The 25,247-nt window shown below is 42.8% G+C and carries 16 protein-coding genes; 10 read left to right on the forward strand and 6 right to left on the reverse strand.

All coding sequences use genetic code 11. From position 1 onward, the window contains the following. Positions 1 to 159 precede the first annotated feature (159 nt). From CXF88_RS02265 to CXF88_RS02275, 3 genes are all read left to right on the forward strand, one after another. Positions 160 to 2,424, forward strand: coding sequence for a TonB-dependent receptor (locus CXF88_RS02265; RefSeq protein ID WP_101085150.1), 2,265 nt, complete (start codon positions 160 to 162; stop codon positions 2,422 to 2,424). 261 nt (positions 2,425 to 2,685) lie between these two features. Then, positions 2,686 to 6,396 (forward strand): response regulator, encoded by a 3,711-nt coding sequence (locus tag CXF88_RS02270; protein WP_101085151.1) that lies wholly within the window; start codon positions 2,686 to 2,688, stop codon positions 6,394 to 6,396. 40 nt (positions 6,397 to 6,436) lie between these two features. Then, positions 6,437 to 8,833 carry a zinc-dependent metalloprotease gene (locus CXF88_RS02275; RefSeq protein ID WP_101085152.1) on the forward strand — a complete coding sequence of 799 codons (2,397 nt, stop codon included), beginning with the start codon at positions 6,437 to 6,439 and terminating at the stop codon, positions 8,831 to 8,833. 137 nt (positions 8,834 to 8,970) lie between these two features. On the opposite strand, the gene CXF88_RS02280 is transcribed toward CXF88_RS02275, so the two are convergent. Then, the gene (locus tag CXF88_RS02280; RefSeq protein WP_101085153.1) at positions 8,971 to 10,803 is read right to left on the reverse strand and encodes a protein kinase; all 1,833 of its coding nucleotides are present in this window, start codon (positions 10,801 to 10,803) and stop codon (positions 8,971 to 8,973) included. 291 nt (positions 10,804 to 11,094) lie between these two features. On the opposite strand from CXF88_RS02280, the gene CXF88_RS02285 reads away from it, so the two are divergent. From CXF88_RS02285 to ovoA, 4 genes are all read left to right on the forward strand, one after another. After that, a complete protein-coding gene (locus CXF88_RS02285; RefSeq protein ID WP_101085154.1) occupies positions 11,095 to 11,442 on the forward strand; it encodes a hypothetical protein in 348 nt (115 codons plus the stop codon). Positions 11,443 to 11,540: 98 nt separating this feature from the next. Continuing rightward, on the forward strand, positions 11,541 to 12,200 hold the full coding sequence (locus tag CXF88_RS02290) for a thiopurine S-methyltransferase (RefSeq protein WP_101085155.1): 660 nt from the start codon (positions 11,541 to 11,543) through the stop codon (positions 12,198 to 12,200). Between the two features lie 101 nt (positions 12,201 to 12,301). Continuing rightward, positions 12,302 to 13,435 (forward strand): PatB family C-S lyase, encoded by a 1,134-nt coding sequence (locus tag CXF88_RS02295; protein WP_101085156.1) that lies wholly within the window; start codon positions 12,302 to 12,304, stop codon positions 13,433 to 13,435. A 114-nt stretch (positions 13,436 to 13,549) separates the two neighbouring features. Beyond that, positions 13,550 to 15,712: a 5-histidylcysteine sulfoxide synthase gene (gene ovoA, locus CXF88_RS02300; protein ID WP_101085157.1), complete on the forward strand. Its 2,163-nt coding sequence runs from the start codon at positions 13,550 to 13,552 to the stop codon at positions 15,710 to 15,712. Here the strand turns inward: ovoA and CXF88_RS02305 are convergent. Continuing rightward, entirely contained in the window at positions 15,684 to 16,817 is a 1,134-nt protein-coding gene (locus tag CXF88_RS02305; protein ID WP_101085364.1) for an ADP-ribosylglycohydrolase family protein, read from the reverse strand. The two genes, ovoA and CXF88_RS02305, sit on opposite strands and share 29 nt — an antisense overlap. A gap of 502 nt (positions 16,818 to 17,319) precedes the next feature. On the opposite strand from CXF88_RS02305, the gene nhaC reads away from it, so the two are divergent. Further along, entirely contained in the window at positions 17,320 to 18,732 is a 1,413-nt protein-coding gene (gene nhaC, locus CXF88_RS02310) for a Na+/H+ antiporter NhaC (protein ID WP_182743109.1), read from the forward strand. 142 nt (positions 18,733 to 18,874) lie between these two features. On the opposite strand, the gene CXF88_RS02315 is transcribed toward nhaC, so the two are convergent. Both CXF88_RS02315 and CXF88_RS02320 read right to left on the reverse strand, forming a co-directional pair. Next, the gene (locus CXF88_RS02315) at positions 18,875 to 19,069 is read right to left on the reverse strand and encodes a helix-turn-helix transcriptional regulator (RefSeq protein WP_101085158.1); all 195 of its coding nucleotides are present in this window, start codon (positions 19,067 to 19,069) and stop codon (positions 18,875 to 18,877) included. After that, on the reverse strand, positions 19,066 to 19,482 hold the full coding sequence (locus CXF88_RS02320) for a hypothetical protein (protein ID WP_101085159.1): 417 nt from the start codon (positions 19,480 to 19,482) through the stop codon (positions 19,066 to 19,068). Before CXF88_RS02320 ends, CXF88_RS02315 begins: the two co-directional genes overlap by 4 nt. Positions 19,483 to 19,945: 463 nt before the next feature. Here CXF88_RS02320 and CXF88_RS02325 point away from each other — a divergent pair, with 463 nt between their 5' ends. Further along, positions 19,946 to 20,920: a nucleoside hydrolase gene (locus CXF88_RS02325; protein WP_101085160.1), complete on the forward strand. Its 975-nt coding sequence runs from the start codon at positions 19,946 to 19,948 to the stop codon at positions 20,918 to 20,920. Positions 20,921 to 21,045: 125 nt separating this feature from the next. On the opposite strand, the gene rbsK is transcribed toward CXF88_RS02325, so the two are convergent. Together rbsK and CXF88_RS02335 are read right to left on the reverse strand one after the other, a co-directional pair. Further along, entirely contained in the window at positions 21,046 to 22,263 is a 1,218-nt protein-coding gene (gene rbsK / locus CXF88_RS02330; RefSeq protein ID WP_242445082.1) for a ribokinase, read from the reverse strand. Between the two features lie 616 nt (positions 22,264 to 22,879). Further along, entirely contained in the window at positions 22,880 to 23,713 is an 834-nt protein-coding gene (locus CXF88_RS02335; protein WP_101085162.1) for a mechanosensitive ion channel family protein, read from the reverse strand. Positions 23,714 to 24,071: 358 nt separating this feature from the next. Here CXF88_RS02335 and CXF88_RS02340 point away from each other — a divergent pair, with 358 nt between their 5' ends. Continuing rightward, complete coding sequence (locus CXF88_RS02340) at positions 24,072 to 25,247, forward strand: type III PLP-dependent enzyme (RefSeq protein ID WP_011638842.1); 1,176 nt, start codon at positions 24,072 to 24,074, stop codon at positions 25,245 to 25,247.

Raw genomic sequence — 25,247 nt, forward strand, 5'->3', positions numbered from 1 at the left:
CAGTAATGCAACGGAAAGCGAAATCAAAATGCAAACGTTTGCATAAAATTATTGCAAACGTTTGCATTGGAACCTATATTGGGTGTGGGGAAGAAAAAGTAATCAATATAATAAATCGTTGATCATCGCTAAATGCGCTTGTCAACTAAAGGGAAAAACATGATGAAAAATTTCAAGCTATCTTCATTAACTGTAGCAATAGCTTTAATTTGCCAAGCTAATAGCAGTTTTGCCGCAGATAAAATACAACAAGAAGTCAGCAAAGATAGAGTCGAAAAAATTGTAGTAACCGGCACATTTAGTGGGAAAAGTGTTGCCAAAGAAGATGCTAGTTATGCCATTAGCTCGTTTTCTGAAGACGATATTAAAAAATTGGCTCCAAAAAGCACTGCAGAACTTTTTCAGGCTGTACCGGGGATTTGGGCTGAAAGTTCAGGTGGTGTATCAGGTGCTAACGTGTTTGTTCGTGGTTTTCCTGGGGGCGGAGATGCTCCTTTCTTAACTGTTCAACTGCAAGGCGCGCCTATTTTTCCACCGCCAACGCTGTCATTTTTAGAAAACTCGACCTTATTTAGACTAGACGAAACAGTGTCATTCATGGAAGCGCTTCGTGGTGGTCCTAATCCTGTGGTATCAAATGGCCAACCAGGTTTAACCACAAACTTTTTATTAAAAGAAGGCTCCGAAGAAACTGAAGGTTTAGTGAAATATTCAACTTCAGATTACAACTTACAACGTGTTGACGGCGTTGTTAGTGGCCAATTAGCAGAAGATTTATATTTTATGGCTGGTGGCTATATTAAGAGCTCACCAGGCGTTCGTGATGCCGGATTCAATGCAGAAGAAGGCAAACAGTTTACGGTTAATATCACCAAAAAATTTGATAACGGTAAGTTCAATGTTTTTACTCGTCAAACTGATGACCACGGCGTGTGGTATTTGCCTGCACCGATAAATGTTTCTACTGTCGATAATCAATATAACCAAATTGGAACCAATAACCGTCAAGCAACAGTTAAATTTGGATCCAATGGTGAAGCTATCAACGTTGATTTTGGCCAAGGTCGAGGCTGGAATGGTTCTGTATCAGGCGGCAGTTTAGATTTAACCTTAGACAATGGTTGGGGCATTGTTGACCGTTTTATTTATACCAAAGGCGATGCTGATACATATGGACTAGTCCCTGATGGTGATCCAGTCATGTTATCGACGGTTGCAGACAGTGGAAGCACTGCTTCTGGCGCGGTAACAGGAACAGAATATGCGGGGTCAACTGTGGTACAGCAAATTGGTCGTTGGGTTGTTAAGAAACAAATTGAAGCCTTTACCAATGATCTCGCTATTACTAAAACATTTGATAACAGTACAATTACTGCGGGTTATTACCACTCTACCTTTAGCGCGAATGACTGGTGGTCAATAGGTAACCAAGCTTATCATGTGGTTGAGTCTGGTGGCGAAATGCTAACGGGAATCGATTGTAACGATAACCAAGATAGCTGTGGTTGGAATTACGATATAAACAGTGTTGGCGATGGGTCTACTCAAGCTTTTTATGTTGCAGCATCCCATGAAATAACCGATTCACTCTCGATGGATGCTGGTATTCGCAACGAAAATCATCAAATTGAGTATACGGTTGATGAAGGGTTAGACGGTGTGATCAGCAAAGCGGTTTCCTATGATGAGTCTGCCATAGCATGGACTTTAGGAGCAAATTGGATGTTTGCTGATTCCCAAGGCATATTTGCACGGATAAGTGATGGTTCTAAAATGCCATTCTTTGATGATTTTCGCGATAACTTTGACGCATATCAGTCGGGTGAAGATTTGATTAAAGATGTTACTCAATATGAATTGGGTTACAAGTTAGTTGCTGATGATTACGAACTTTATGCCACAACATTTTTCAATGAAGTAAAAGGCGATACTTTTGTTGCAGTTCCAGGTGCCCCAGCTGAGGTATTAACAAACCAAGCGTATGGTCTTGAAGTTGATTTTAATTACTTCACGGATAGTGGCTTTACGTTAAATCTTAATTCAACCATACAACAAACTGAAATTACCGAAAGCCCTACCAATAAAGGTAATGAAGCGCAAAGGCAGCCTGGCTGGCAAGTGCGTATGACACCTAGTTACGATATTGATTTTTCAAATGGGATGTACGCGACGCTTTACGGAACGGTATCGGCAGTTGGCGACCGTTTTGCTAATAATGAAAACACGGTAACGTTAGCTGGATACACCAAAGTCGATTTAGGCGTTATTGTTAACTTAACCGAAGAAGTTCAAATGCAGCTTGCTGTGAGTAATTTAACAGATGAGAATGCACTAACAGAAGGTGACCCTCGAGATTCACTTTCTTCAAATGGACGCTATATCCTTCCAAGAACCATTGATTTTAATGTAAGTTACCAGTTTTAATCCCCTAAAACTCTCTTAATATATTAACAGCCAGTAGTGCAAACTACTGGCTTTTTTGTCTTTGTTTTTATCACGTTTTCGATGCTATTTTGCTGGTATGCCTAAGCTTACTAGGTTAAACAGATCAGACCATATAAGGTATTTATTCATGTGATTAACGATATCTTCCTGATATCATAATCATTACTGTTATAACTGCCGTTTTTTGGTGTTATTCGTTCGACAGCGGGTCTTTTTTTTACGCTGTATCAAGGGTGGTTAATGAAACCGACTGAGCCAGATTTACAACTAAAATCTCCTATTCAACGTAATTATAACCGAGCGGTGTTCTACACCTATATCGGGGTGATTGTGATGGCTTTGCTGACCGCTGGCATTATGTTTGAGCGTCAAAAAGAGCAGCAAATTCAACAGCGAGAAGAACAAGTTGCCCGTCATGTTATGCAAATCGACTTATTGCTTGAGTCGAGCATTCGTGCGGTGAAAAGTTTGCGTGATGTGGCGGTGGACCATTTACGTTTGGGGGAGTTTGTTCGTAAAGAGCGCTTACCAGAGTATGAAAAATTTAACGAAGATGGCCAGTATTTCACCTTAGAACCTAATTATGCCAACAGCGGCGTGCCGTTTACCAATATGGGACGCATTACGGGTGCTGGTTCATTAGATGATCGTAGCGAGAGCTTTTATCAAGAGCTTGAAATGCTGTTTGAACTGTCATTATCCTTCCCCGTCGCGAAAGAAGCAGCGCCTAAAGCTTCGTCGATTTATTATATTTCTAAGCGTCGGATGATGTCATTTTATCCATGGGAAAATAATGACTTACGCTTTAGGGATGAGCTGCTCAATAAGAAACAATTTCAATTAGCGACACCTTCAATGAACCCACAACGGAGTGTGTTTTGGAGTGAGGCATACATCGACTCGACGAATCAGGGCTTAATTACTACGCTTGGGTTACCCGTGTACCTTGAAGATGAGTTTATTGGTTCGATTAACCTCGACATGACGTTATCATCGTTAGATAAACAAATTCGCACCTATTTTAAAATGCCAGGCACGGTGATTCTGCTTGACCAGCAAAATAATATTTTATCTCACAGTGATTTTGACTCCAGTGAAATGAATAAGGTTTATCACATAAGCCAGCGAATTCCGGCAGAGTTACATTCATTATCGGAATCTGAGCTATTTGATGCCCACGAAGGCATATTGCGAAACGGTTATTATATTCATAGTGTGGCACTGCATAACGCGCCATGGCGATTACTGTATTTGCAAGATGAAGATGATTTATTTAAAGATTCTTGGGACAAGCTGCAACTGAGTTTTCTGTTAGTGGTATTGGCTTTGTCGCTGCTGGTTACCATAGTGCATTGGCAAACTCGCCGAGCATTCGTTAGCCCTGCTTCACGTTTGTTAACCCATTTAGAAGCATGTTCACAAACGCCTATCCGTCCGCCAGAGAAAATTACCCGTGGTTGGGAGCCATGGTTTGCGCTAGTGAGTCGTATTTTTGAAGAAAACCGTCAGTATACTCATCATCTTGCCGAACAAAACAAACGTCTTGATAACTTAGTTGCTAGGCGCACTCAGCGTTTACGTGAAACAACAGAGCGCCGTGAGCGCGAGTTTGCACTGTTACGATCATTGATCGATTCGATCCCTGAAGCGATCGTGTTTAAAGACAAAGAAGGCAAATACTTAGGCTGTAATAAGTCAGCTGAAAGAATGCTGGGTTATACCGAAAATGAGATTATAGGCTTAACGTCGTCAGAAGTGGTGAGCCCAGAGCAAGGCTTGCGCATTGGTGAAGAAGACAACAAAGTACTGACCCAGCAACATTCCTTGCGTTACCAAGAACGAGTGAATATTGAAGGTAAACCGGTATTACTCGATACCTTTAAATTACCGTTTTACAATCGCCGTGGCGATCTATTAGGTTTGATTTCTGTTTGGCGCGATATTACCCGTGAATATGAAGCTGCTGAACAGTTACGTATGTCTGAGCAACGTTATCATCTTGCTATGGATGCGGTAGAAGATGGCCTGTGGGATTGGTACATTGATTCTGAACAGATTATTTGTAATCCGGCTTTTTATTCTATGTTGGGTTATCAAGCTAATGAGTTTCCACCGTTACTCGAATCAATCGATGAGTTGTATCATCCTGACGATCGTGAACGGGTCCAAGAGTACCGCTCTCAATATGTGCGCGATCCGGTTGGCACTTATGAAATCGAATTTAGAATGCGCGGTAAAAATGACCAGTACTACTGGGTGTTATCCCGTGGTCGAGCGGTTGAGTTTTCCGAGGATGGTTGTAGTAAGCGGATGCTAGGTACTCATAAAGACATTACCCGCCAGAAGAGTAACGAAGTCGCCTTGCTTGAAGCAAAACAAGACGCCGAGTTAGCCAACATGTACAAGAGCGAATTTTTGGCCAACATGAGTCACGAAATTCGGACACCTATGAACGCGATTATTGGGATGTTGCAGTTAGCACAACGCACTAGCTTGACCGTGCAGCAACAAGATTATCTTAATAAAGCCGGTTTTTCTGCCCAATCGTTACTGCGAATTATTAATGACATTTTAGATTTTTCTAAAATTGAAGCAGGCAAATTAGAATTAGAAAGAGTCGCGTTTCCGCTGGATAAAGTGCTTGATCATGTTATTGATATTAATGCGCTTAAAGCGCAAGAAAAAGGCGTTGAATTACTGCTATATGCGCCTGTTACCGCAGGGCTTATTTTGTATGGCGATCCACTGCGTTTAGGCCAGGTCATCGTTAATTTATTGTCTAATGCGGTCAAATTTACCCAAACCGGTGAAGTTGAGCTGGGTTGTGAAGATGTGGGGGAGCGTGACGACCGTATTACCATGAAGTTCTGGGTACGCGATAGCGGTATTGGGATCAGTAAAGATCAACAAGCAATGCTGTTTGATGCATTCTCACAAGCCGATGGTTCAACCACACGTAAATATGGTGGCACAGGCTTAGGGTTATCTATCAGTAAACATTTAGTGTCGATGATGGGTGGTACCATGCAAGTTGAGTCCGAGCTGGGCGCAGGCAGTACTTTTAGTTTTACCATTAGCTTTGAAATTGCCGAAGAACAAGTGATCGAGCCGCTGGTGGTGCCAGAACAATTAAATAACCTGACAACGCTGGTGGTTGACGACAACCCGAGTGCATTACAAATTTATTCGACATTGATGACCGACTTTAGCTTTGGTGTAAACACGGCTGACAGTGGTCAAAAAGCACTGGATATATTGCGTAAAAAACCAGTCGATTTATTGTTGTTGGATTGGATGATGCCTGAAATGAACGGCTGTGATGTTATTAAGGCGATAGATGAAATGGTCGCAGATAGTAGCTTAGCAAAGCGTCCTATTATTATCTTAATGACCGCTTATGCTGCTGAACCGTTAGACCATGAGCTGCAAAAAAATTCTGTTTATGCAGTGTTACAAAAACCGTTTAAGGCCTCGGCGTTATTTGATGAAATTATTAATGCTTTTGCCAAAGAACCCAAGCTAAATGCAATGCCGGTTATTATTGAAGCAGAACCCGCTAAAGCATCTGGCTTAGTATTGTTGGTTGAGGATAACTTTATTAACCAACAAGTGGCATCAGAATTACTCAAAAGTGCTGGTTATGAAGTTGTGATAGCCGACAATGGCCAAGTGGCATTAGATGTGATTGATTCTAAACCATTTGATGCAGTGTTAATGGATATTCAAATGCCGGTAATGGATGGATTAACTGCCACCGCCGAATTACGCAAACGTTATAGCAAACAACAAATGCCCATTATTGCCATGACTGCGCATGCAATGTCGGGTGATAAAGAAAAAAGTTTAGCAGCAGGCATGAATGCGCATATCACTAAGCCGATTGTGCTTACTGAATTATTTGAAACCTTATCTCATTGGATTACATATAAACATAATCATAAAGACGATTAGTATTTTTGAAGATAGGATATAAACGACAGGGAGATTAATTATGGTCCGCCGAAGTATTTCATTGGCGCTGTTGCTGGCAATCACACCAGCAACATTACTTTCTAACGCAGCAATGGCTGCCAGCGACTCAGCCCAAAAAATAATTAATAATGCTGAAGTGGCAAAAGGCTTTATCAATCTATTTTATGATGCCAAATCCGCACAGCTTTATTTACAAGCGAATAAGCTCAATCAACCCTTTCTATTGCTGACCAGTTTACCTCATGGTGTTGGTTCAAATGATATCGGTTTAGACCGTGGCCAGCTAGGCCAAACCCGAATGGTACAATTTGAACAGCATGGTCCTTATGTTGTGCTCAAGCAGCTTAATACCTATTTTCGCGCCTCCAGTGATAACGTTGCTGAGCGTCAAGCGGTCACACAAGCTTTTGCTGAATCGATTTTATGGCGCGGTAAATTAGTAGAAGGTAAAACGGCATTAGTCGCGATTAATGACCTAGTGATTAATGATTTGCATGGGGTGTCGGATGTATTAACGGCAACTAAGCAAGGTTTGTACAGCTTAGACAGCAGCCGCTCAGTGATATTGCCGCAAAAGATTAAATCGTTTGAACGTAATGCTGATATTGATGTTAATTTAACCTTTAAAGCCAGCAAAGCAGGCAAGCAAGTTGAGCAAGTTACTCCAGACGGTAAATTGTTGTCTGTTCAAGTGCGCTATTCCTTTGTGCAACTCCCTGATGTGGGTTATCAACCTCGTCGTTATCATCCCATGAGCGGTTATTTATCTGATGAATATGCCGATTATTCTACCGCAGTTGATCAACCACTGACTCAACGCCATTTACTGCGCCACAGATTAGAAAAAGTTACTCCGGGTGATGCTCCCAGTAAAGTGGTTAAACCTATTATTTATTACCTCGACCCAGGTGTACCTGAGCCTATTCGCAGTGCGTTATTGGAAGGTGCACGTTGGTGGGAAAGTGCATTTACTGATGCCGGTTTCATTGACGGCTTTAAAGTTGAATTGTTGCCAGAAGGTGCAGACCCTCAAGACGTACGCTATAACATGATTCAATGGGTGCATCGCGCCACAAGAGGTTGGTCATATGGCGCAGCAGTAACCGACCCTCGTACCGGTGAAATCATTAAAGGTAATGTCACGCTTGGCAGCTTAAGAGTACGCCAAGATCATCTTATTGCTCGAGGGCTAACGGCTGGTTGGCCTGATCGTAAAGCCGCTGCTGATGCCGCCATGGCATTGTCGCTTGCCCGTATTCGCCAGTTAGCAGCGCATGAAGTGGGCCATACCCTAGGGCTTGACCATAACTTTGCCGCATCAACAAACGATAATGCTTCAGTAATGGATTATCCGCATCCGTACGTGAGTATTCAAGGCGATAAAATTAATATTGCCACGCCTTACACCGAAGGAATTGGTGAGTGGGACAAATACACCATAGCTTATGGTTATGGAGGCCTTACGCAGACCGAGTCTTTGTTAACGTCGACCCTAACTAAAGGCTTTCGATATATTGGGGAAGCAGACTCTCGTAGTGCCAGCGCCAGTAATGCATACGCCAGTTTATGGGATAGTGGTAACGATGCGGTAGCAGAGTTAGTACGTTTAGAAACAGTGCGTCGTAAAGCGATGGATGACTTTAACTCAGATGCTTTATTAGCCGGTGAACCTCATGGCGAATTAGCCGATGTATTTGTGCCCATATATTTGCTCACGCGTTATCAAATAGAAGCCGCAGCAAAGTGGATTGGCGGGACGGATTACAGTTATCAGCAAGTAGGTTCTGGCGTACGTTGGAATTATATTCGGCCTAAAATGCAACTTGCTGCGCTCGATGCATTATTGGCGAGTTTGCAAACAGAGAGCTTGTTAGTACCAAGTAATGTTTTGCAAGCGTTAGTGCCAAAAGCCGGTAATTATCGAAAAACTCGTGAAAGCTTTGGATCAAACTTAGGCGTGATAACTGATCCTGTGGCGATGGCAGAAGTGTTGAGCCGTCACATTGTGGCGCAATTATTAACCCCTGAACGTTTAAACCGTGTCAGTCAGGCCTATATGGAAGACAGTCAGCAACTGTCGGTGGTTCAATTAATCGATAAGCTTGCGGGTGCCAGTTTGTATCAAGACTTACCGAGTGGACAGGGCCTAGCGATGCAAATGCGCGTCAATACAGTGGTGATTGATAGTTTGTTAGCAACGTACCATAGCCCTAAAACAGCGCCCGAAGTCAAAGCACAGTTAGCCGCAAGAGTTGACTATATTATTAAGCAACTTAAACGCCGCAGTAACCGTGGCAGCGATTATCAATCGGCGCATTACGACTGGCTGTTTCAAGGTATCACTAAAGGCATGACCGATCCTACTTATCGATTAATCACCAAGCCGGTGGACTTGCCTCCTGGCTCGCCAATTTAAGTGTTGGCTGATAGTGTTGGGTGAGAGTGTTGAGTGATAGTGTTGAGTGATGTATAGCGGATAATACGCGACCTCTATTGGGGTCGCGTATTGCTTTGTATCACCGCAACAGCATGATGATAGTGTTTGGAGTATGGCTATTTTGTTTGCGGTAAAGTGGCTTCTGCAACGATGACTTTAGGGTTTCTAGGGTAGAAATCATCTGCTTTACGATCGATATGGCTAAATTGGCGAGTGTTTTTATAGGGCAGTTTCATAAAACCTGAAATGCCATGACCTTGAATTTTATTTGCGTGAGTAATAATTCGATCCAAACAGGCTCGAAATGCCGCCTGTTTTCGTGGATTTAATAAACGTAAATAACTGTGGATTTTTAAATGGTTTGGTAACGCTTCAAAAATAATACAGCCAGTATGATGGATTTGATTTAACCACCCCAGTTCGGTCATGATTTCTGCTGGCAGTTCCAAGTTTTCTTCCGGATCTTTACCGTCTTCAAAGTATGAGTGCAGCCGAGATTTATCTTCTAAGGTGGGCACATCACCGACCTCAAAAGGCATTTGCAGTTCACCGGTTATTTTATATTGGTGCTCGGTACTTTTTCGCTCAAGGTGTAAGGTGTCTTTGGCATTAAAGAAGCAAGCCTTGAACACCCCAATCCGCTTAATTCCTCGCGCCATGGTGACCATATTATTTACTGCTAACACTAACGGCGCTTTACTGTCGGGATCGTAAATAGCTAAATTGGAGTCGATAAACACCCCAGACTCTTGCCAATGGATCACCAAACCGCCGACGATTGGATACTGTGCTAAACGGCCTACTGCGGCAATAAAGCCTTTTTCGGTATCGGCCATACCCACCATAAAATTGCGATAGTATTTTTCTAATTGCACATCATCCATTTTGGCAATGGGATCCAGAGTATTGTGCTCTTTCAAAAACGATTTACGCGAGCTGTAACTTACGGTTTCGACGGCTTTAGATCGCGGTTGAGCCCACACCGGAATGTCGGGTGCTAGCGGAGGTGTCGATAATATCGGCAAATGCATTCGATGGCTGTGGCGCAGGCTTTTGAGAAAGTAGTCACCCGCAAGATTGCGCCGTTCAACATCATCACTGAGCATTGCATCGAGTGTTTTTGCCAGTTCGATAGGTAATCCTATGCTGGTGGCTGGAATGATTTTTGTGCCGAAACGGCTAATTTGTCCTGATGCGAGCGCATATAAGGTTGCAGCAGCGCCTTGCTCGTCGAATCGAGGCGTAGATAACGCACCGCTCAGTTGTTCGTCACCAATAAAATACACATCGCCCATGCGCGCGTTAGTGTGCTGTTGGTCGCTTGATAGTAAGGACATGACATTGTCATCAACCGCGCGGCCATGTTCATCTCGCTGAGCAAATACCGCAGATCCCCAATCGATTAACGACAATTTGTCGGTTTCAATATCATAAACCAAGTTAGATGGCTTAATATCGCCATGCACTAAAGGCTTACCCTTACGCAGATAATATAAAATATTGGCTAATTGTCTCGCAATACTGACGATAATTACCGGCGGTAAAGCCCCTAATCGCTGGCAAATTTTGTCGAGATCTTCTCCTTGAGCCCGTTCCATTACTAAAATGCCTTGCTTACCGACCCGTTCGAATTTTATCGCCCCAGGTATATTTGGGTGTTTTACTTGGCTAAGCATATAGGCTTCTTCTTCAAGCCTATCTTGGACGCTTTGGGGTAAATTTACCCTTGAGAATTTAAACACATGTGATTGGCTAAACTCATTGATACCCGCAAATACAAAGCCATAGGCCCCCTTACCAATAAATTCAATTTGCTGATATCCCAATTTACTCAGCTGTTGCTTACACAAGCGGATCCAGGCCTTATGCTTGCGTGCATCATTGGCGCTGAGCAGATAGATGGACTGCTCTTCATTGATATAAAAGTGTTGCAGCTGCGGTGTTTGCAAAGGTAAGCCTCCTTTTTAAGTCCATTAAACCTTGATTAACCTTACTGCGGCAAGTGCTTCTTATTGAAAACAACAGATTGTATCCAAACATCCACGCAGTCTATTTAAACATGGCGGTTCTTTGACTCAATACCGCCCAGTATTTTCTGTGAGCAAGGATTTTTAATTGTAAAAGGCCGCTTCCTATCTAAAAAATTATGATAAGTAAACCTTGACCTATATCAAATCAAAATCAATCAACACTCGGTACTATGGCTGTACTAGTTAATCAACGTTTTTGTGAGAGGTTATATGCATAATATAAATAAAGCTGATTTAATTCAGCTATTTAATTTTCCTCGGCAGCGAATTTTACAATCAATGGAAGTCACCCATTGTCCCCATGCAGTGTTTTTTAATCAAAGTGATGAGCAATGCATAACCTGTCATCAGGGGGAGGAGTGTTTATGGATTAATCATAACGATGAAATGGTTGCGCTTGAGATGAAGTCGGTTGACCAATTAAAGCAACAATTATTAATTGCGGTCGATTACATTGACTCAAATTTAAGCCCACACCACATGTCGCGCAGAAAGTGCCAATGTGAAAACTGTCGTTGGTTAAGGCAAGTACAAATGACACTAGACGGTAAAGCTTAGGCAGTTGAATGCCAAATCATTAAGGGAGGTTGCATCCTTTTTTTTTAGTCTTTAAAGTAGCCAGCATCTCATTAGCAACTTGACTGAAGAATAGCATCATGGAACCCAGCTTTTGGCATGAAAAATGGCAGTTACAACAAATTGGTTTTCACCAAAACCAAGTGAACCCTTTTTTAGTAAAATATTGGTCGCATATTGGTTTGAATGAAAACACTGAGGTATTCGTTCCTCTATGTGGTAAATCATTGGATATGTTTTATTTGGCCGAGCAGCGCCATACTGTGCTGGGATGTGAACTCAATACCCTCGCAGTTGAACAATTTTTTACCGACAATGATCTTACTTATCAAGTTAATCCTACCGACGAACATGTAGTCTTTTCTGCCGTTCAAGTCACCTTATATCAAGGGGATATTTTTACTCTACCCAAAAGTGCAACAGCGTCGATTAGTGGTTTTTACGATCGTGCTGCCCTGATTGCGTGGCCAGAAGAAATGCGCCAACAGTATGTTAAAGCACTCGCTGCGCTTATACCGGCGAATGTAAGTGGCTTATTAATTACCCTAGATTACCTACAAGATACTCTAAAAGGGCCGCCATTTGCAGTCAGTCCAGATTGGGTTAAAAGCTATTTAACGCCATATTTTGATGTTGAATTATTGGAGTGTGTTGATGTACTGGCTGACAATCCGAGGTTTATGAATAAACACGTGCCTTGGCTTAATGAAGCTGTTTATAAGTTGACCCGAAAATCATAAACAGACCCTAAAACCTACCTATAACATCGGTAGGTTTTTTTATAACAGGCTAAGTCGGCTGTTTTCTGTAGACTAGCAAATGAATAATCAAAGGATCCGCAATGAACTTCAGTGATAAACCTGACCGCACATCGTCAAAAGCCCATAAATGGGAAAAATACAAAGGTACAGATATATTGCCTATGTGGATTGCTGATACTGAGTTTCGCTGTGCTGAGCCTATTTTGTCTGCCTTACATCAGCGCATTGACGATGGCCTGTTCGGTTATACCTTACCAGCTCACGATATCGATGCCAGTGAGGCCGTTGTGGCGTGGTGTCAACGTCAATATAACTGGAAGATTGATCCTAGTTGGCTAGTGTGGACTCCGGGTGTGGTGCCTGCATTTAATGTAGCTATTCAAGCTTATTGCCAAGCAGGTGATACGGTTATCGTACAAACACCCAATTATCCTCCTATATTGGCTGCACCGGCAATTAATAATCTCAAGCGAACTTGTATCGGCTCGATAGAAGTGGAGGGTCGCTGGACACTCGATTTTAATGCCTTGGAAGAGGCTGCTGCGGATCCTAAAGCCAGCTTATTTATTATGTGTAATCCAATGAATCCGCTTGGAACCGTCTTAAACCAAGCAGAACTCGACACAATTGCAGCAATATGCAGAAAACATGGCGTCATGCTGTGCTCGGATGAAATACACTGTGATTTAATTTTAGATGACGTGCCACATTTACCCGCCAGTGCGCACCCAGAATTGGCTGAGCATTCAGTGACATTAATGGCCGCCAGTAAAACCTTCAATATCGCGGGATTAGGTACGTCTTTCGCTATTATTCCAAACGAAAAATTAAGAGTAGCATTCAACCATGCAGCCCGCGGCAGGTTACCATCGGTAACAGTCATAGGTCTTACCGCCACTAATGCAGCCTTCAGGCATTGCGATGAGTGGCATCAACAACAAGTGGCGTATTTAACTGAAAATCGTGATTATCTAGTGACTGAAATCAACAAAATCGACGGTTTAAAAGCTATCTCACCCGCGGCGACTTTTTTACTGTGGGTTGATGCCAGCGGTTTACAAGTCCCCGATACGCAAGCCTGGTGTGAAGCCAAAGGTGTCGGCCCATCAGCGGGCAGAGACTTTGGTGATAAAGACTGTTTTCGCTTGAACTTCGGCTGTTCACGAGATTACTTAGTCGAAGCAATTAAAAAACTGCAGGGCAGAGACGTTTAACCACCGGCAAAATTTTTTTTACGGGTAATATCAATATAAAGTAAAAAAATTGACCCTTTATCCAGTAGTTAATCGTATGAATGTAGAATAAGAATTAAAGGAACGTGTTTCACGATGACATTACCTATACAAAACGCTCAAGGAATGGCTAAACGATCCGCAACATTTGTTGACTCTGGATCATTGCGCCGAACCCCTACACTGGACAGTGGCACCGTGGATGATAAGCGCCAAGAAATAGCGCTTTACTTCACCAACACCTTTGATACCTATACGCAACTGTTTGATTGTTTGCGCGACGATACTGGTTTCTATCAAAAACCTATACCTTTGCGCCACCCGCTTATTTTTTATCTTGGGCATACGGCCACTTTTTTCATCAACAAGCTACTATTGGCAAAACTGATATCCGATCGGATTAATCCTCATATGGAATCTATTTTTGCTGTGGGCGTTGATGAAATGAGCTGGGATGATTTGTCTGAAGACAGTTATGACTGGCCCAGTGTTGCTGCGGTAAAAGACTACCGTGCAAAAGTGCGCGCCACAGTATTAACATTAATTGATACCTTGGACCTTGCCCTACCCATTGATTGGGAAAATACCTGGTGGCCCATCGTCATGGGTATTGAGCACGAACGTATTCACCTTGAGACATCGTCGGTACTCATTCGCCAACATGAGTTGGCTAAAGTCCAGCCATTACCTCAATGGCCAGCTTGTAAAGATGCTGGCCAGGCGCCAAAAAATAAACTAATAAGCGTCGCCGCTGGCTCAGTTAATCTTGGACAATCATTTGATAGTGCATTTTATGGCTGGGACAATGAATATGGCCAACATCAGGCTGAGGTAGCTGAGTTTAAAGCCAGCCAATATTTAGTCAGCAATCAGGAGTTCCTCGAGTTTGTTGAGGACGGTGGTTATGAGCATAATCGTTTTTGGAGTGATGAAGGTCTGGCTTGGCGGCAATTTACTGAGGCAAAACACCCAGCATTTTGGCGTTGGCACAATGGCTGGCGCTTGCGCTTAATGACGGAAGAAATTGATATGGCTTGGGACTGGCCTGCCGAAGTTAACTATCATGAAGCGAAAGCGTTTTGTGAATGGAAGACTGAAGAAACTGGACAGAAAATTCGCATGCCAACTGAAGACGAATGGTATCGATTGTGTGCACAAGCGGGCGTAGAAGAGCTGGGTAGCAGCGCGGCCAATGCAAACTTGCATCTCGACCATTTTGCATCATGCTGCCCGGTAACACGCTATCAACATGGCAATTGGTTTGATGTGGTCGGTAACGTGTGGCAATGGACCGAAACGCCTATTTACCCCTTCGATAACTTTAAAGTACATCCACTGTATGACGATTTCACCACGCCAACTTTTGATGGTAAACACAACTTGATCAAAGGTGGTTCATGGATTTCAAGTGGAAACGAAGCGCGTCTTAGTGCACGTTATGCATTTAGGCGTCACTTTACGCAGCACGCCGGATTTCGTTATATTGCCTCTGAAGTTGAGGCAACGTCTCCTAAGGCTTACTACGAAAGTGACCAGTTATTGTCAGAATATGCAGAGTTTCACTTTGGTGACACCTGGTATGGCGTAGAGAATTTTCCTAAAGCTTTAGCTGATATTGCACTTGAGGCAATGAAGGGTAAACCCACCGGTAAAGCACTTGACTTAGGTTGTGCCTGTGGCCGAGCAAGTTTTGAGTTGGCCCGCCAGTTCGATGAAGTAGACGGTATTGATTTTTCAGCAAACTTTACTCGCCTAGCAGCTAAAATGGCGCAGCAAGGCGCAGTGCGTTACGCCCGTGCCGAAGAAGGCGAATTAGTGAGCTATCATACTCGTACCCTGCAAGAACTAGGGTTGCAAGCTTATTCAAACCGTGTCGCATTTCATCAAGGCGACGCCTGTAACCTCAAACCCCAATTCACGGCTTATGATTTAGTTTTAGCAGCTAATTTGATTGACCGACTCTACCAGCCGAGTCGTTTTCTGGCGGATATGGCACAGCGCATCAATGATGGCGGCTTGCTTATTATTGCATCGCCTTACACGTGGTTGGAAGAACATACACCCAAGGAAGAGTGGATAGGGGGTTTCAAAAAAGATGGTGAAAACTACAGCACGTTAGATGGCTTGAAAGATCAACTATCAAGCCATTTTAAGTTGGTTGGTGAGCCGCGCAAAGTCCCGTTTGTGATCCGCGAAACTCAGCACAAGTTTCAGCATACTTTGTCTGAACTTACGGTTTGGGAGCGCTTGCCACGCTGATAAGTGCCTCAATTTCTTGAGCAATCAATTTGTGGTCTGCCAGTTGTTCAAACCAGCTGGTGGCCACAGCATCGCTTTGCAATCCAAGTAAGGTTCCCAGCACTATTCCTCGATGTACGTTGTCACCGCCTAAGTTAGTATTCACTCGCAGTGCTTGCCAAGGATCATGTTGGTATTTACAGGCCAGATACAAGACGACAGGCCAAGAATCTGAAATATAACATGCCCTTGAAAATATTTGGCCGACGACTTGATTGTCGGGCACGTTACGTTTTAACAGACTGGCTAAATTAGTACTGGTTAGGCCTATGCTTGCTTCAAGTAAAAGAGCCTTAACGCCTGCTTCATCCGGCCCATCCATCAGAGCGCACAACAGTTGCACGTAGCTATCACATACCTGCATTAAAGATTCATCAGGATGGGTTAAGGCCAGATGCGCTCGGCAGGTAATCTTTATTTCGGCTTCGCTTATGCCCTTAAGTCGTTCTGAAAAAACCAAAGGTGCTATGGTCACCAATGCACCAATAGATGCAGTGTCGTGAGTTATCATGCCACAGTTTTCAGGCTTGCGTCCCTGCGCCAAGTTAGCAAAAAATCCTCTATGGTAGGACTCTGCATAAGTATCGGGATGAGCGGCGGGAGTAATTGTCATAAAGTCAATGTAGGCATTAACAAATGCTTGTCGGTCATAGGGTTGTGGCGAACTTGCCAGGGTGCGCATCACTACTCGAGCGCAATGGGCGTTGAGGGTGTTTTCACCCGCCAGCATGCCTTGATGATAATGTACATTCGGTTTGTCCCAAAACTGCGCCTTATCTTTTAAAATAATATCGCCTACCACTTGCGGCGACTGATCGTTAGCTGAATGCCCCTTAGACGACCGATCATTGGACTGTCGCCCCCCTTTATGTTTGGAGTGCAAGGACATAATAGATGAAGGGTGAAACTCAGGTGCGGCCTCAAAGCGCTGAATACCACCAGTAAAGGCACGCTCGATTTCCATCGGTTGATAATACCAATGCACTGGCATGGCCAAAGCATCAGCAATAAAGCTTGTTTTAAGTGCCCAGGTAACGCGAAGTGGCTGAGAAGGGTTGTGATTCATGATAATGCCTCTTTCACATGGTAAAAAAGAATACGTATCTGCATTAGATACAGCAACAATAGACTCCGCAACAATAGGTTGTGAATCGATAACGAATGGATAATTTTTACCATGTGAATATTGATTAAAAACGTATGTGGTCATACTAGATACGTTATTTATACAAAACTAGACGTTTTTTTAAGGCAATAGGCTAAATTTATTTCGCAACCAAAATCTTCAACCCGACAAGCGCAACAGCTTTTTGAGTATGGGGAGGACGAAGAGGATATCGCGGATGTAACCCATTGTGCCTGTAAATGAGCTTGTAAATGAATGTATAAATAATCATGTGCAGCACTCTGTGATGATATATCTTTTGAATTGGCTTTTGCTTGGTATTTAACATGCTGTTTATAATGGATAAAATGTTTATTTTTAATATCATGCTTGTTTATAGTTTACCCAATTACTTGTACTGATATACTCAGCTTCATCCCAATTGTTACCATAATGTGTGCCAATGTCTGTAATCACTCCCAACTTACCCCGTAGCCCTAGTTTTTTGCAGTCTCTTATCTGTTTTAGCGTGATTATCATCACCATAGCGGGTGGACTTTTTGGTCTAGGGATCAGCCTGCATACACTGATGTTTCTGTGCTTGTTATGGATAGGACTCAACGCTTTTAGTCTTGGTTACGGCTATATACATATACGTGAGTTGATGACTAGCGCCCTTACCAGAGCCATGCCTGCCATCTATATATTTATATTGATCGGCATGGTGATTGCTAGTTTTATGCACAGTGGCACCATCGCCACGCTTATTTATTATGGTCTTAGTTGGCTGAGTCCGAGTTTGTTTTTGGCGGTTGGTTTATTACTGTGCGCCTTAATGTCGCTAGCAACTGGAACATCTTGGGGTACTGTCGGCACCTTAGGCGTGGTTTTTATTGGCATCGGCTCTGCGATGAATATTCCACTGCCTTTAGTCGCAGGTATGATTGTCTGCGGTGCAACTTTCGGTGATAAAATGTCGCCGATTTCAGATACCACAAACCTCGCCGCTATGAGTGCTGGCACGGATCTCTATCGACACATTTACTCCATGCTGTTCACCACAACGCCGACCTTTATCCTCACTTTCTTAATATTTTTAGTGATCGGATTGAACTATAGTGAACAAAATCTAGACTTGGCAGAAGTTACCTCAATTCAAACCGCACTTGCCAACAATTACAGCCTTACGCCGCTGATTACGTTATTACCACTGATTTTACTCGCGGTACTGAGCATTAGAAAGGTGCCCGCTGAAGTGACGATGTCATGCAGCATAATACTCGCCGTGCTAATCGCGATTTTTTATCAGCAAGAAAGTGCTATCTCCGTGCTTAATGCACTGTGGGAAAATACGCCCGAATCAACGGGTATCGCCAGTTTAGATGCTTTGCTTGGTCGCGGCGGCATTAGCAGTATGAGCTGGACCTTGCTGCTGGCGTTAATGGCTATCGCACTAGGCGGCATTTTACACGGCGCGGGATTTCTCAGCGCACTATTAGCCGGCATCATAAAAAGAGTGCAGCGCACCGCCACCCTTATTGCGACGACGATTATGTCCGGTTTTTTAGGTAACATTGCTATGGGAGAGGCTTATATTTCGATTATTCTCAGTTGCCAACTGTTTAAGCCCAAATATGAGCAACAAAATTTAGAGGCCGCCATTCTTTCGCGCTCAGTTGAAGAAGGTGCCACTATGACTACAGGCCTTATTCCGTGGACCACAGCTGGTGCCTTTTATACCGCCACTCTAGGGGTAGACGTACTTGACTACGCGCCCTATGCTTTTTTCAACTACCTTAATGCCATCATAGCAGTGGCAATGGCCGCCTTTGGTATTGGTCTTCTCAAACCGAAAACTAAACCAGCTTTGGCGTAAAGGATATTAATCTCTTATCAATCCATAGGGCTGTTAGCGTTAAGACTGTAAATTTAGCCAATGCTTGAGCTGAATCGACCGCGATAGCGTTTAACATTTTTTATAGCATTGTTTTTATAACATTGATTATAAATACTATTAGCTACCCTTCGTCTTCAAAGATACTTTCAATAGGTAGCTTGAATAAACGTGCCGCTTTAAAGGCTAATGGCAAACTAGGATCAAACTTACCAGTTTCGATCGCATTGATCGTCTGCCTGGAAACATTAAGTAAGTCTGCTAGTTGTGCTTGGGTCAGGTCTTGCTCTGCCCTGAGTACTTTTAGGCGATTTTTCATTGGTACTTCCTATGGCCTAAAATAATACCGACTAAATAGGTGAGTCCCATAATGATCACCAAGTGAGAAATTTCCGCGTGACCAGCTATTAAGTTTGTTGTGTCTAAATTTGAGTAGCTCAAGCCAACAATTAGCCCCACCCCCAGACTGAGGCCCATCGCATTTAATTGAATTTTTTGCTGCAATTCATCTAAGCCAAGTAGTTGGCGTCTATTGGCTAAAATCATCCCGATACCCATCATGAAATTAATGCCAATGGCCATTATGGTGATGACATCTTGTTGCCAAATAAATTGTGGACCAAAGTTGGCGACGGCCATACTTATCACCCACGCTAAAGTCCATTTTGCTAAACGAGCTGTATTATGTTTGTTGGTATTTTTCCAGTCTTGATTGTGTGTTAGTGGCGACATTATCAACATTCCCTTGGTCGTGTTTAGTTGTCATTATGTCAACTAAGCTTGACTTTAAGTTATCGCAATCTATTAATGCTTGTCAAGTAAGCTTTACTTTTTCGAGGTGTTGTAAATTAACCTCAACTCGGGTTAAAAGGTGGGATATGTAAGGCAAAATATAATATTCGGCCTATTTCATATCAAACTTGTTATAGCCAGTTGCACACGTGTAAGTGAACCATTATGTTCACTTACAGATTAAAGTTTGACGAACAATCACACTTCTGTCGGCACTATTTTTGTATAGTGCCAAGGGATTTAATGAGCCTCAGGACCCTGTAACCGTTCGTTTGTCGCAGTCGTTAATCATCTTCGAATATCTTGTTGGTATGCATTGAAGGGCCTGTGAGTCTCATCGCAGGATATTCAGTAAAACCTTATAGTGTATCGATTCACTTAATAAAGTAGGACAGTGATCCCCATGAAAACTAAAATAATATTAGACACAGATCCCGGTATTGATGATGTATTTGCTATTCTCTTTGCCGAAGCACATCCCGATATCGAACTTAAGGCCATTACTACTATTTATGGCAATGTAACCATTGAGAATGCGACCCGTAACGCGCTTTATCTTAAACAAAAATTTCAGTTGCAAGCCGATATTGTCACTGGCGCGAGTAAACCTATCGTACGTCCTCCAGTTGGCCCAACGGTCGTTGTTCACGGAGAAGGTGGCTTTGGTGATGTGAATGTCCCAGCCGAAGTAGAAGGTCAAGCTGATCCGCGGCCTGCGTATCAATACATCATTGACGCTGTAAAGGCGAAGCCTGGTGAGATTACTTTAGTGGCCATCGGTCCGTTAACTAACCTTGCGCTAGCGCTTCAGGCTGACCCAAGCATTGTCGACTTAGTTAACAAGGTGGTCATTATGGGTGGCGCTTTTGGTGAGAACGGTCATCGTGGCAATGTGACCCCTTTTGCCGAAGCTAATGTACACGATGACCCTCATGCTGCTGATATAGTGTTGACGGCCTCATGGCCTGTGGTTGTGATTGGCTTAGACGTGACTGAACAAAGCTTTTTTACTCGTGATTATCTTGACCAATTACGTGACAATGCAGGCGACGTTGGCCAATTTATTTGGGATGTTAGCCGGTTCTATTTGAGGTTTTATAGTGAAAAAGTGGGCTTAGAAGCTTGCCATGTGCATGACCCCTCTGCCATTGCCTATGTGATTAATCCAGAGTTGTTCACACTTAGAGAAGGGCCAATACGAGTCGTTGTCGATGGTGTTGCCGAAGGAATGACCATTCAGAAGATTGATGACCGTGTTTACCCGCATGATGAATGGATGAATCAGGCGCCGCAACAGGTTGCTGTCGCGGTCAAAGATGCCGAACTATTGGAGCTATATCGCGACAGTATTATCAATTATGCAGCAAGATTGAAATAACTCCCTCGACAACAGCTGGACTAATAGCGCTTACAAATGAGCGCAGTAATCACTGCGCTTTTTTCATGGGCGTTCGACTCTAGTGTTTTACATTAGCGCTTTACATTAGAACTCAGCACTCGCTATTAAGCATTAAGTCTTGCTGCGACAAGTGAGCCGTCTGGCATATTTGCTGCGCCGAGGCGCTCAACAGCGAGTGACGCATAAGCGTTGGCATATTTAGCGGCCTGATGCAGTGTACTGCCTCTAGCAAGCTCAGCGACTAAAGCGCCATTAAAAGCATCGCCTGCACCAGTGGTATCAACAACCGCGCTTTTTAGTGCATCTAGCAGGGTGAATTGATCATTTTCATAAAGTAATACCCCATCAGATCCGAGAGTGATGACTACCGATGTTACGCCTAAGGCATGTATTGCAATCGCGGCCTGCTTAGCACTGTCTAGATTGGTTACTTCGATTCCTGTCATTAACGAAGCTTCTGTTTCATTAGGGGTGATCATATCAACCAAAGGTAATAGCTCGAGAGTTCTCTGATGATACGGCGCCGGATTGAGGATCACTTTTGCGCCATTGTCTTTGGCAATGCTCATCGCGAGCTTGATAGCATCAAAATTGGTTTCAAGCTGGGTTAAAAATAATTGTGCACTAACAATATGGTGTTTGGCTGAGTGTATTTCATCATCGGTCAGCGTCATGTTTGCGCCTTCGTTGACCGCAATCATATTCTCGCCAGCTTGTTCACTAACGTAAATCATCGCGGTACCTGTCGGGCTAGTTGATGACTCGAGGATAATCGTGTTGTCTATGCCGGTACTGTTGAGGTGTTGGCGCGCAAATTGACTAAATTGATCAGTACCAATTTTAGTCATAAAGGTAATATGGGCACCATTTTTAGCCGCAGCATAAGCTTGGTTTGCCCCTTTGCCGCCAGCGCCAATACTACTGCTACTTGAATGCAAGGTTTCACCCGGTTGGGGAAAGCGTGCTAATTTTGCCACAATATCGACATTGAATGAGCCAAGTACAAATACATTATGTTTCATTTTGATTAATCTACCTTGGTTTGAGTCGAGTTCATTGCTGTCATTCAGTATGCTGCGGTCGAGTAATTCTGCCAACATAGCGTCCAAGCTATACTTTTTGATATTCGCGCCTTCAGACTGACAGACTCCGCCATGAATTCGTTTTACTAGACCGTCTTTTTCCAGCTGCACGAGATCACAACGAACCGTTTTAGCGGTTACTGCCAGTAATGTGGATATTTTTTGGTTAGACAGTTTTTTATGCATACTGAGTAACTTGAGAATAACAGCCAGTCTTTCATTTCGACTTAGTTTTTTCATAATGGAATATAGTGCTTCAGCAGAAAATAAATTGTGATAAAGACCAGAGCTTAACATGCAAAGTGAACCAGTTGGTTCGTTTGCTATTGGTTGTTTGGGGGGGAGAATGATTTGGTCGCATTTATTTCAATGAGCCTGCTTAAATGAGTTTAGTCAAATCAGCTTAATTTATTGCGCTTAGTGAAGTGAGTTTCATTAAATGTACTTAGTAAGGAAGACGGGGTTTACTGCATATATTATATTATTCATTCTATTCACAGTGGTTTTTGAGAGTAAATATATAGTGATCGAGTTTGCTCGTCTGTAGTAAGTAGTTGATTGTTATGATTATTTGTTGTGGCGTCTGTACTGCTATTCTCATTGCATTCTTTGTGGATCAGCCCACTACTGCGTGATGAATTGCTTTATTCAATATAGTCTCGCGGGAATCTCCATTGGTGGCAATAGTCTGTTGGCCCCAATTCAGTTTGTTAGGGCCAGTTAGATTGAATGGACTAAAAAGTGCAACTGCTTCCACTCAGCCTTATATGCAGCCCTTTCAATCGTGAGACTTTATGCGGTGAAGAGAACCTTCAGCCTTGCGAATACAGAACTGTGAATACGAGTGCTATTAAAACTAGTGCTGTAAATGTATTTCCTTTACCGGGCAAGGTATCTTAATTTTGGCTTGATTGAGTGCTTTGATTATGGCTAGGTTAGTGTGGTACTTCTCTTCGAAATAGCGTGTTGTCGGTACCCAATAACGTACACCAACTTCTATCCCCACAGTATTAAATCCATTGATGCCGACTAATGGTTTCTTGTCTTGATAAATTGCCGGAGCAGCGGCAAGCACGCCATTAATTAATTGGATAACATGATCCGCATCAGCTTGGTAATCAATGTTAATTTTGTTTTCAACCAATTTATAAGCGAATGAATTATGTAAAATTTCACCGACAATGTGCTTGTTGGGAATACTGATTTGTTCGCCTTCTTCGTTGGTTAATATGGTTTGGCCTAGTTTAATGATTTCAACCACACCGCTGACACCTTTAATTTCAATGGTATTGCCAACCACAAAAGGGCGGGTGACAATAATGGTAATGCCGGCAGCATAATTAGATAACATTCCTTGTAACGCCAAGCCTGCTCCGAGTGAAGCGGCACCAATAGCAGCCACCATTGGCGTTACGCTAATCCCTAGTTTGCCTAAACAGATAACAGCAACCATCACAATAATAATGATTTTAACTAAGTTGGAAGCAAAGTTACTGAGGGTGATATCAATGTTATGTTTTTTCAGTTGAGCGGCGACAACGTTGGCGGCTTTGTTTGCCACCCAAAGCCCCAATAAGAAAATAATAATCGCACCCGCAATTTGAAAGCTGTACGCAACAACAAACTCAGTGATGACGCTATAGACATTTTGCAGTTGTTGGAGCTCCTGATCTAAACTGGGTTCGTTCATTCTATGTTCCTTATTGAAGCACGTTAAGTTGTTATCAAATTGGATGATAACAACTTTTTACTCTAAGGTGTAAGTCTGTGATGAGTGTTAAATGCCATCACGGCGAAAATATTTCCAACGACTTTATGGGCATTTTTCTGACAAATGTCTATACTTTCTAGACGCAGAAACCAATCAATAACGCAGTGTATTAAGCTAGTAAGGCGTTGCGTGTTATTGATATTTCTCGAAGAATAAAAAAGTATACTTTTTGCATAAAAATTCGTTGCGTATTGATTGAAAATATCGTTTACTGCGCATGTTTTTACAGATTCGTAATGACACTTTTATCGCCCTACTTACAGGAGGCACTGGCCTAATGAGCCAATTTCAATCGATTGATGTTGCAGATTATTATGACAAGGACACGTTTGACCGCATAGAGGCATTTGCTAAAGATAAGCCAACGCCATTTGTAGTTATTGACACCCAAATCGTTGCGAAACAATATGATGATATGGTTAATAATTTTCCTTTCGCTAATATCTATTATGCGGTTAAGGCAAATCCGGCCAAAGAAATTTTAACCTTGTTACGAGACAAAGGTTCAAACTTTGATATCGCGTCCATTTATGAACTTGAAATGGTCACGTCGATAGGTGTTTCTGCTGATCGTATTAGCTACGGTAACACCATTAAGAAACGCGTTGATGTACGATCATTCTTTGAACAAGGCGTACGTATGTTTGCTTCAGATTCTGAAGCCGATTTACGCATGATTGCGGAAGAAGCTCCTGGTTCAAAAGTGTACTTGCGTATTTTAACTGAAGGTACACACACAGCCGACTGGCCTTTATCACGTAAGTTTGGTTGCCAAAATGAAATGGCGTACGACTTATTAGTATTGGCAAAAGAGTTAGGCTTACAACCGCATGGCATTTCTTTCCACGTTGGTTCACAACAACGTGATATCGGTGCGTGGGATTCTGCTATCGGTAAAGTGAAAAGCATTTACGACCGTTTAAAAGAAGAACATGGCATTGTGTTAAAGATGATCAATTTAGGGGGTGGTTTTCCTGCCAACTATATGGATAAAACGAATGAGCTAGGTGTTTATGCTCAGCAGATTAAGCATTTCCTAGAAGAAGATTTTGGTGACGAATTACCCGAGATTATTCTAGAGCCTGGCCGTTCATTGCTTTCAAATGCTGGTGTATTGGTATCTGAAGTGGTATTGATTTCGCGTAAATCAAACACTGCATTAGAGCGCTGGGTATTTACAGATGTGGGTAAGTTCTCTGGTTTAATTGAAACCATGGACGAAGCGATTAAATTCCCAATCTATACTGAGCGTAAAGGCGAGTTAGATAAGTGCGTTATTGCCGGCCCAACCTGTGACAGTGCCGATATTATGTATGAGCACTATAGCTATGGTTTACCGGTTGACTTAGCCATTGGTGACCGTATGTACTGGTTAACCGCTGGTGCTTACACTACGACCTATTCAGCAGTATGTTTTAACGGCTTCCCACCACTTAAAGATTATTATCTTTAA

Source organism: Shewanella sp. ALD9, assembly GCF_002836315.1.
Taxonomy (GTDB): Bacteria; Pseudomonadota; Gammaproteobacteria; order Enterobacterales; family Shewanellaceae; genus Shewanella.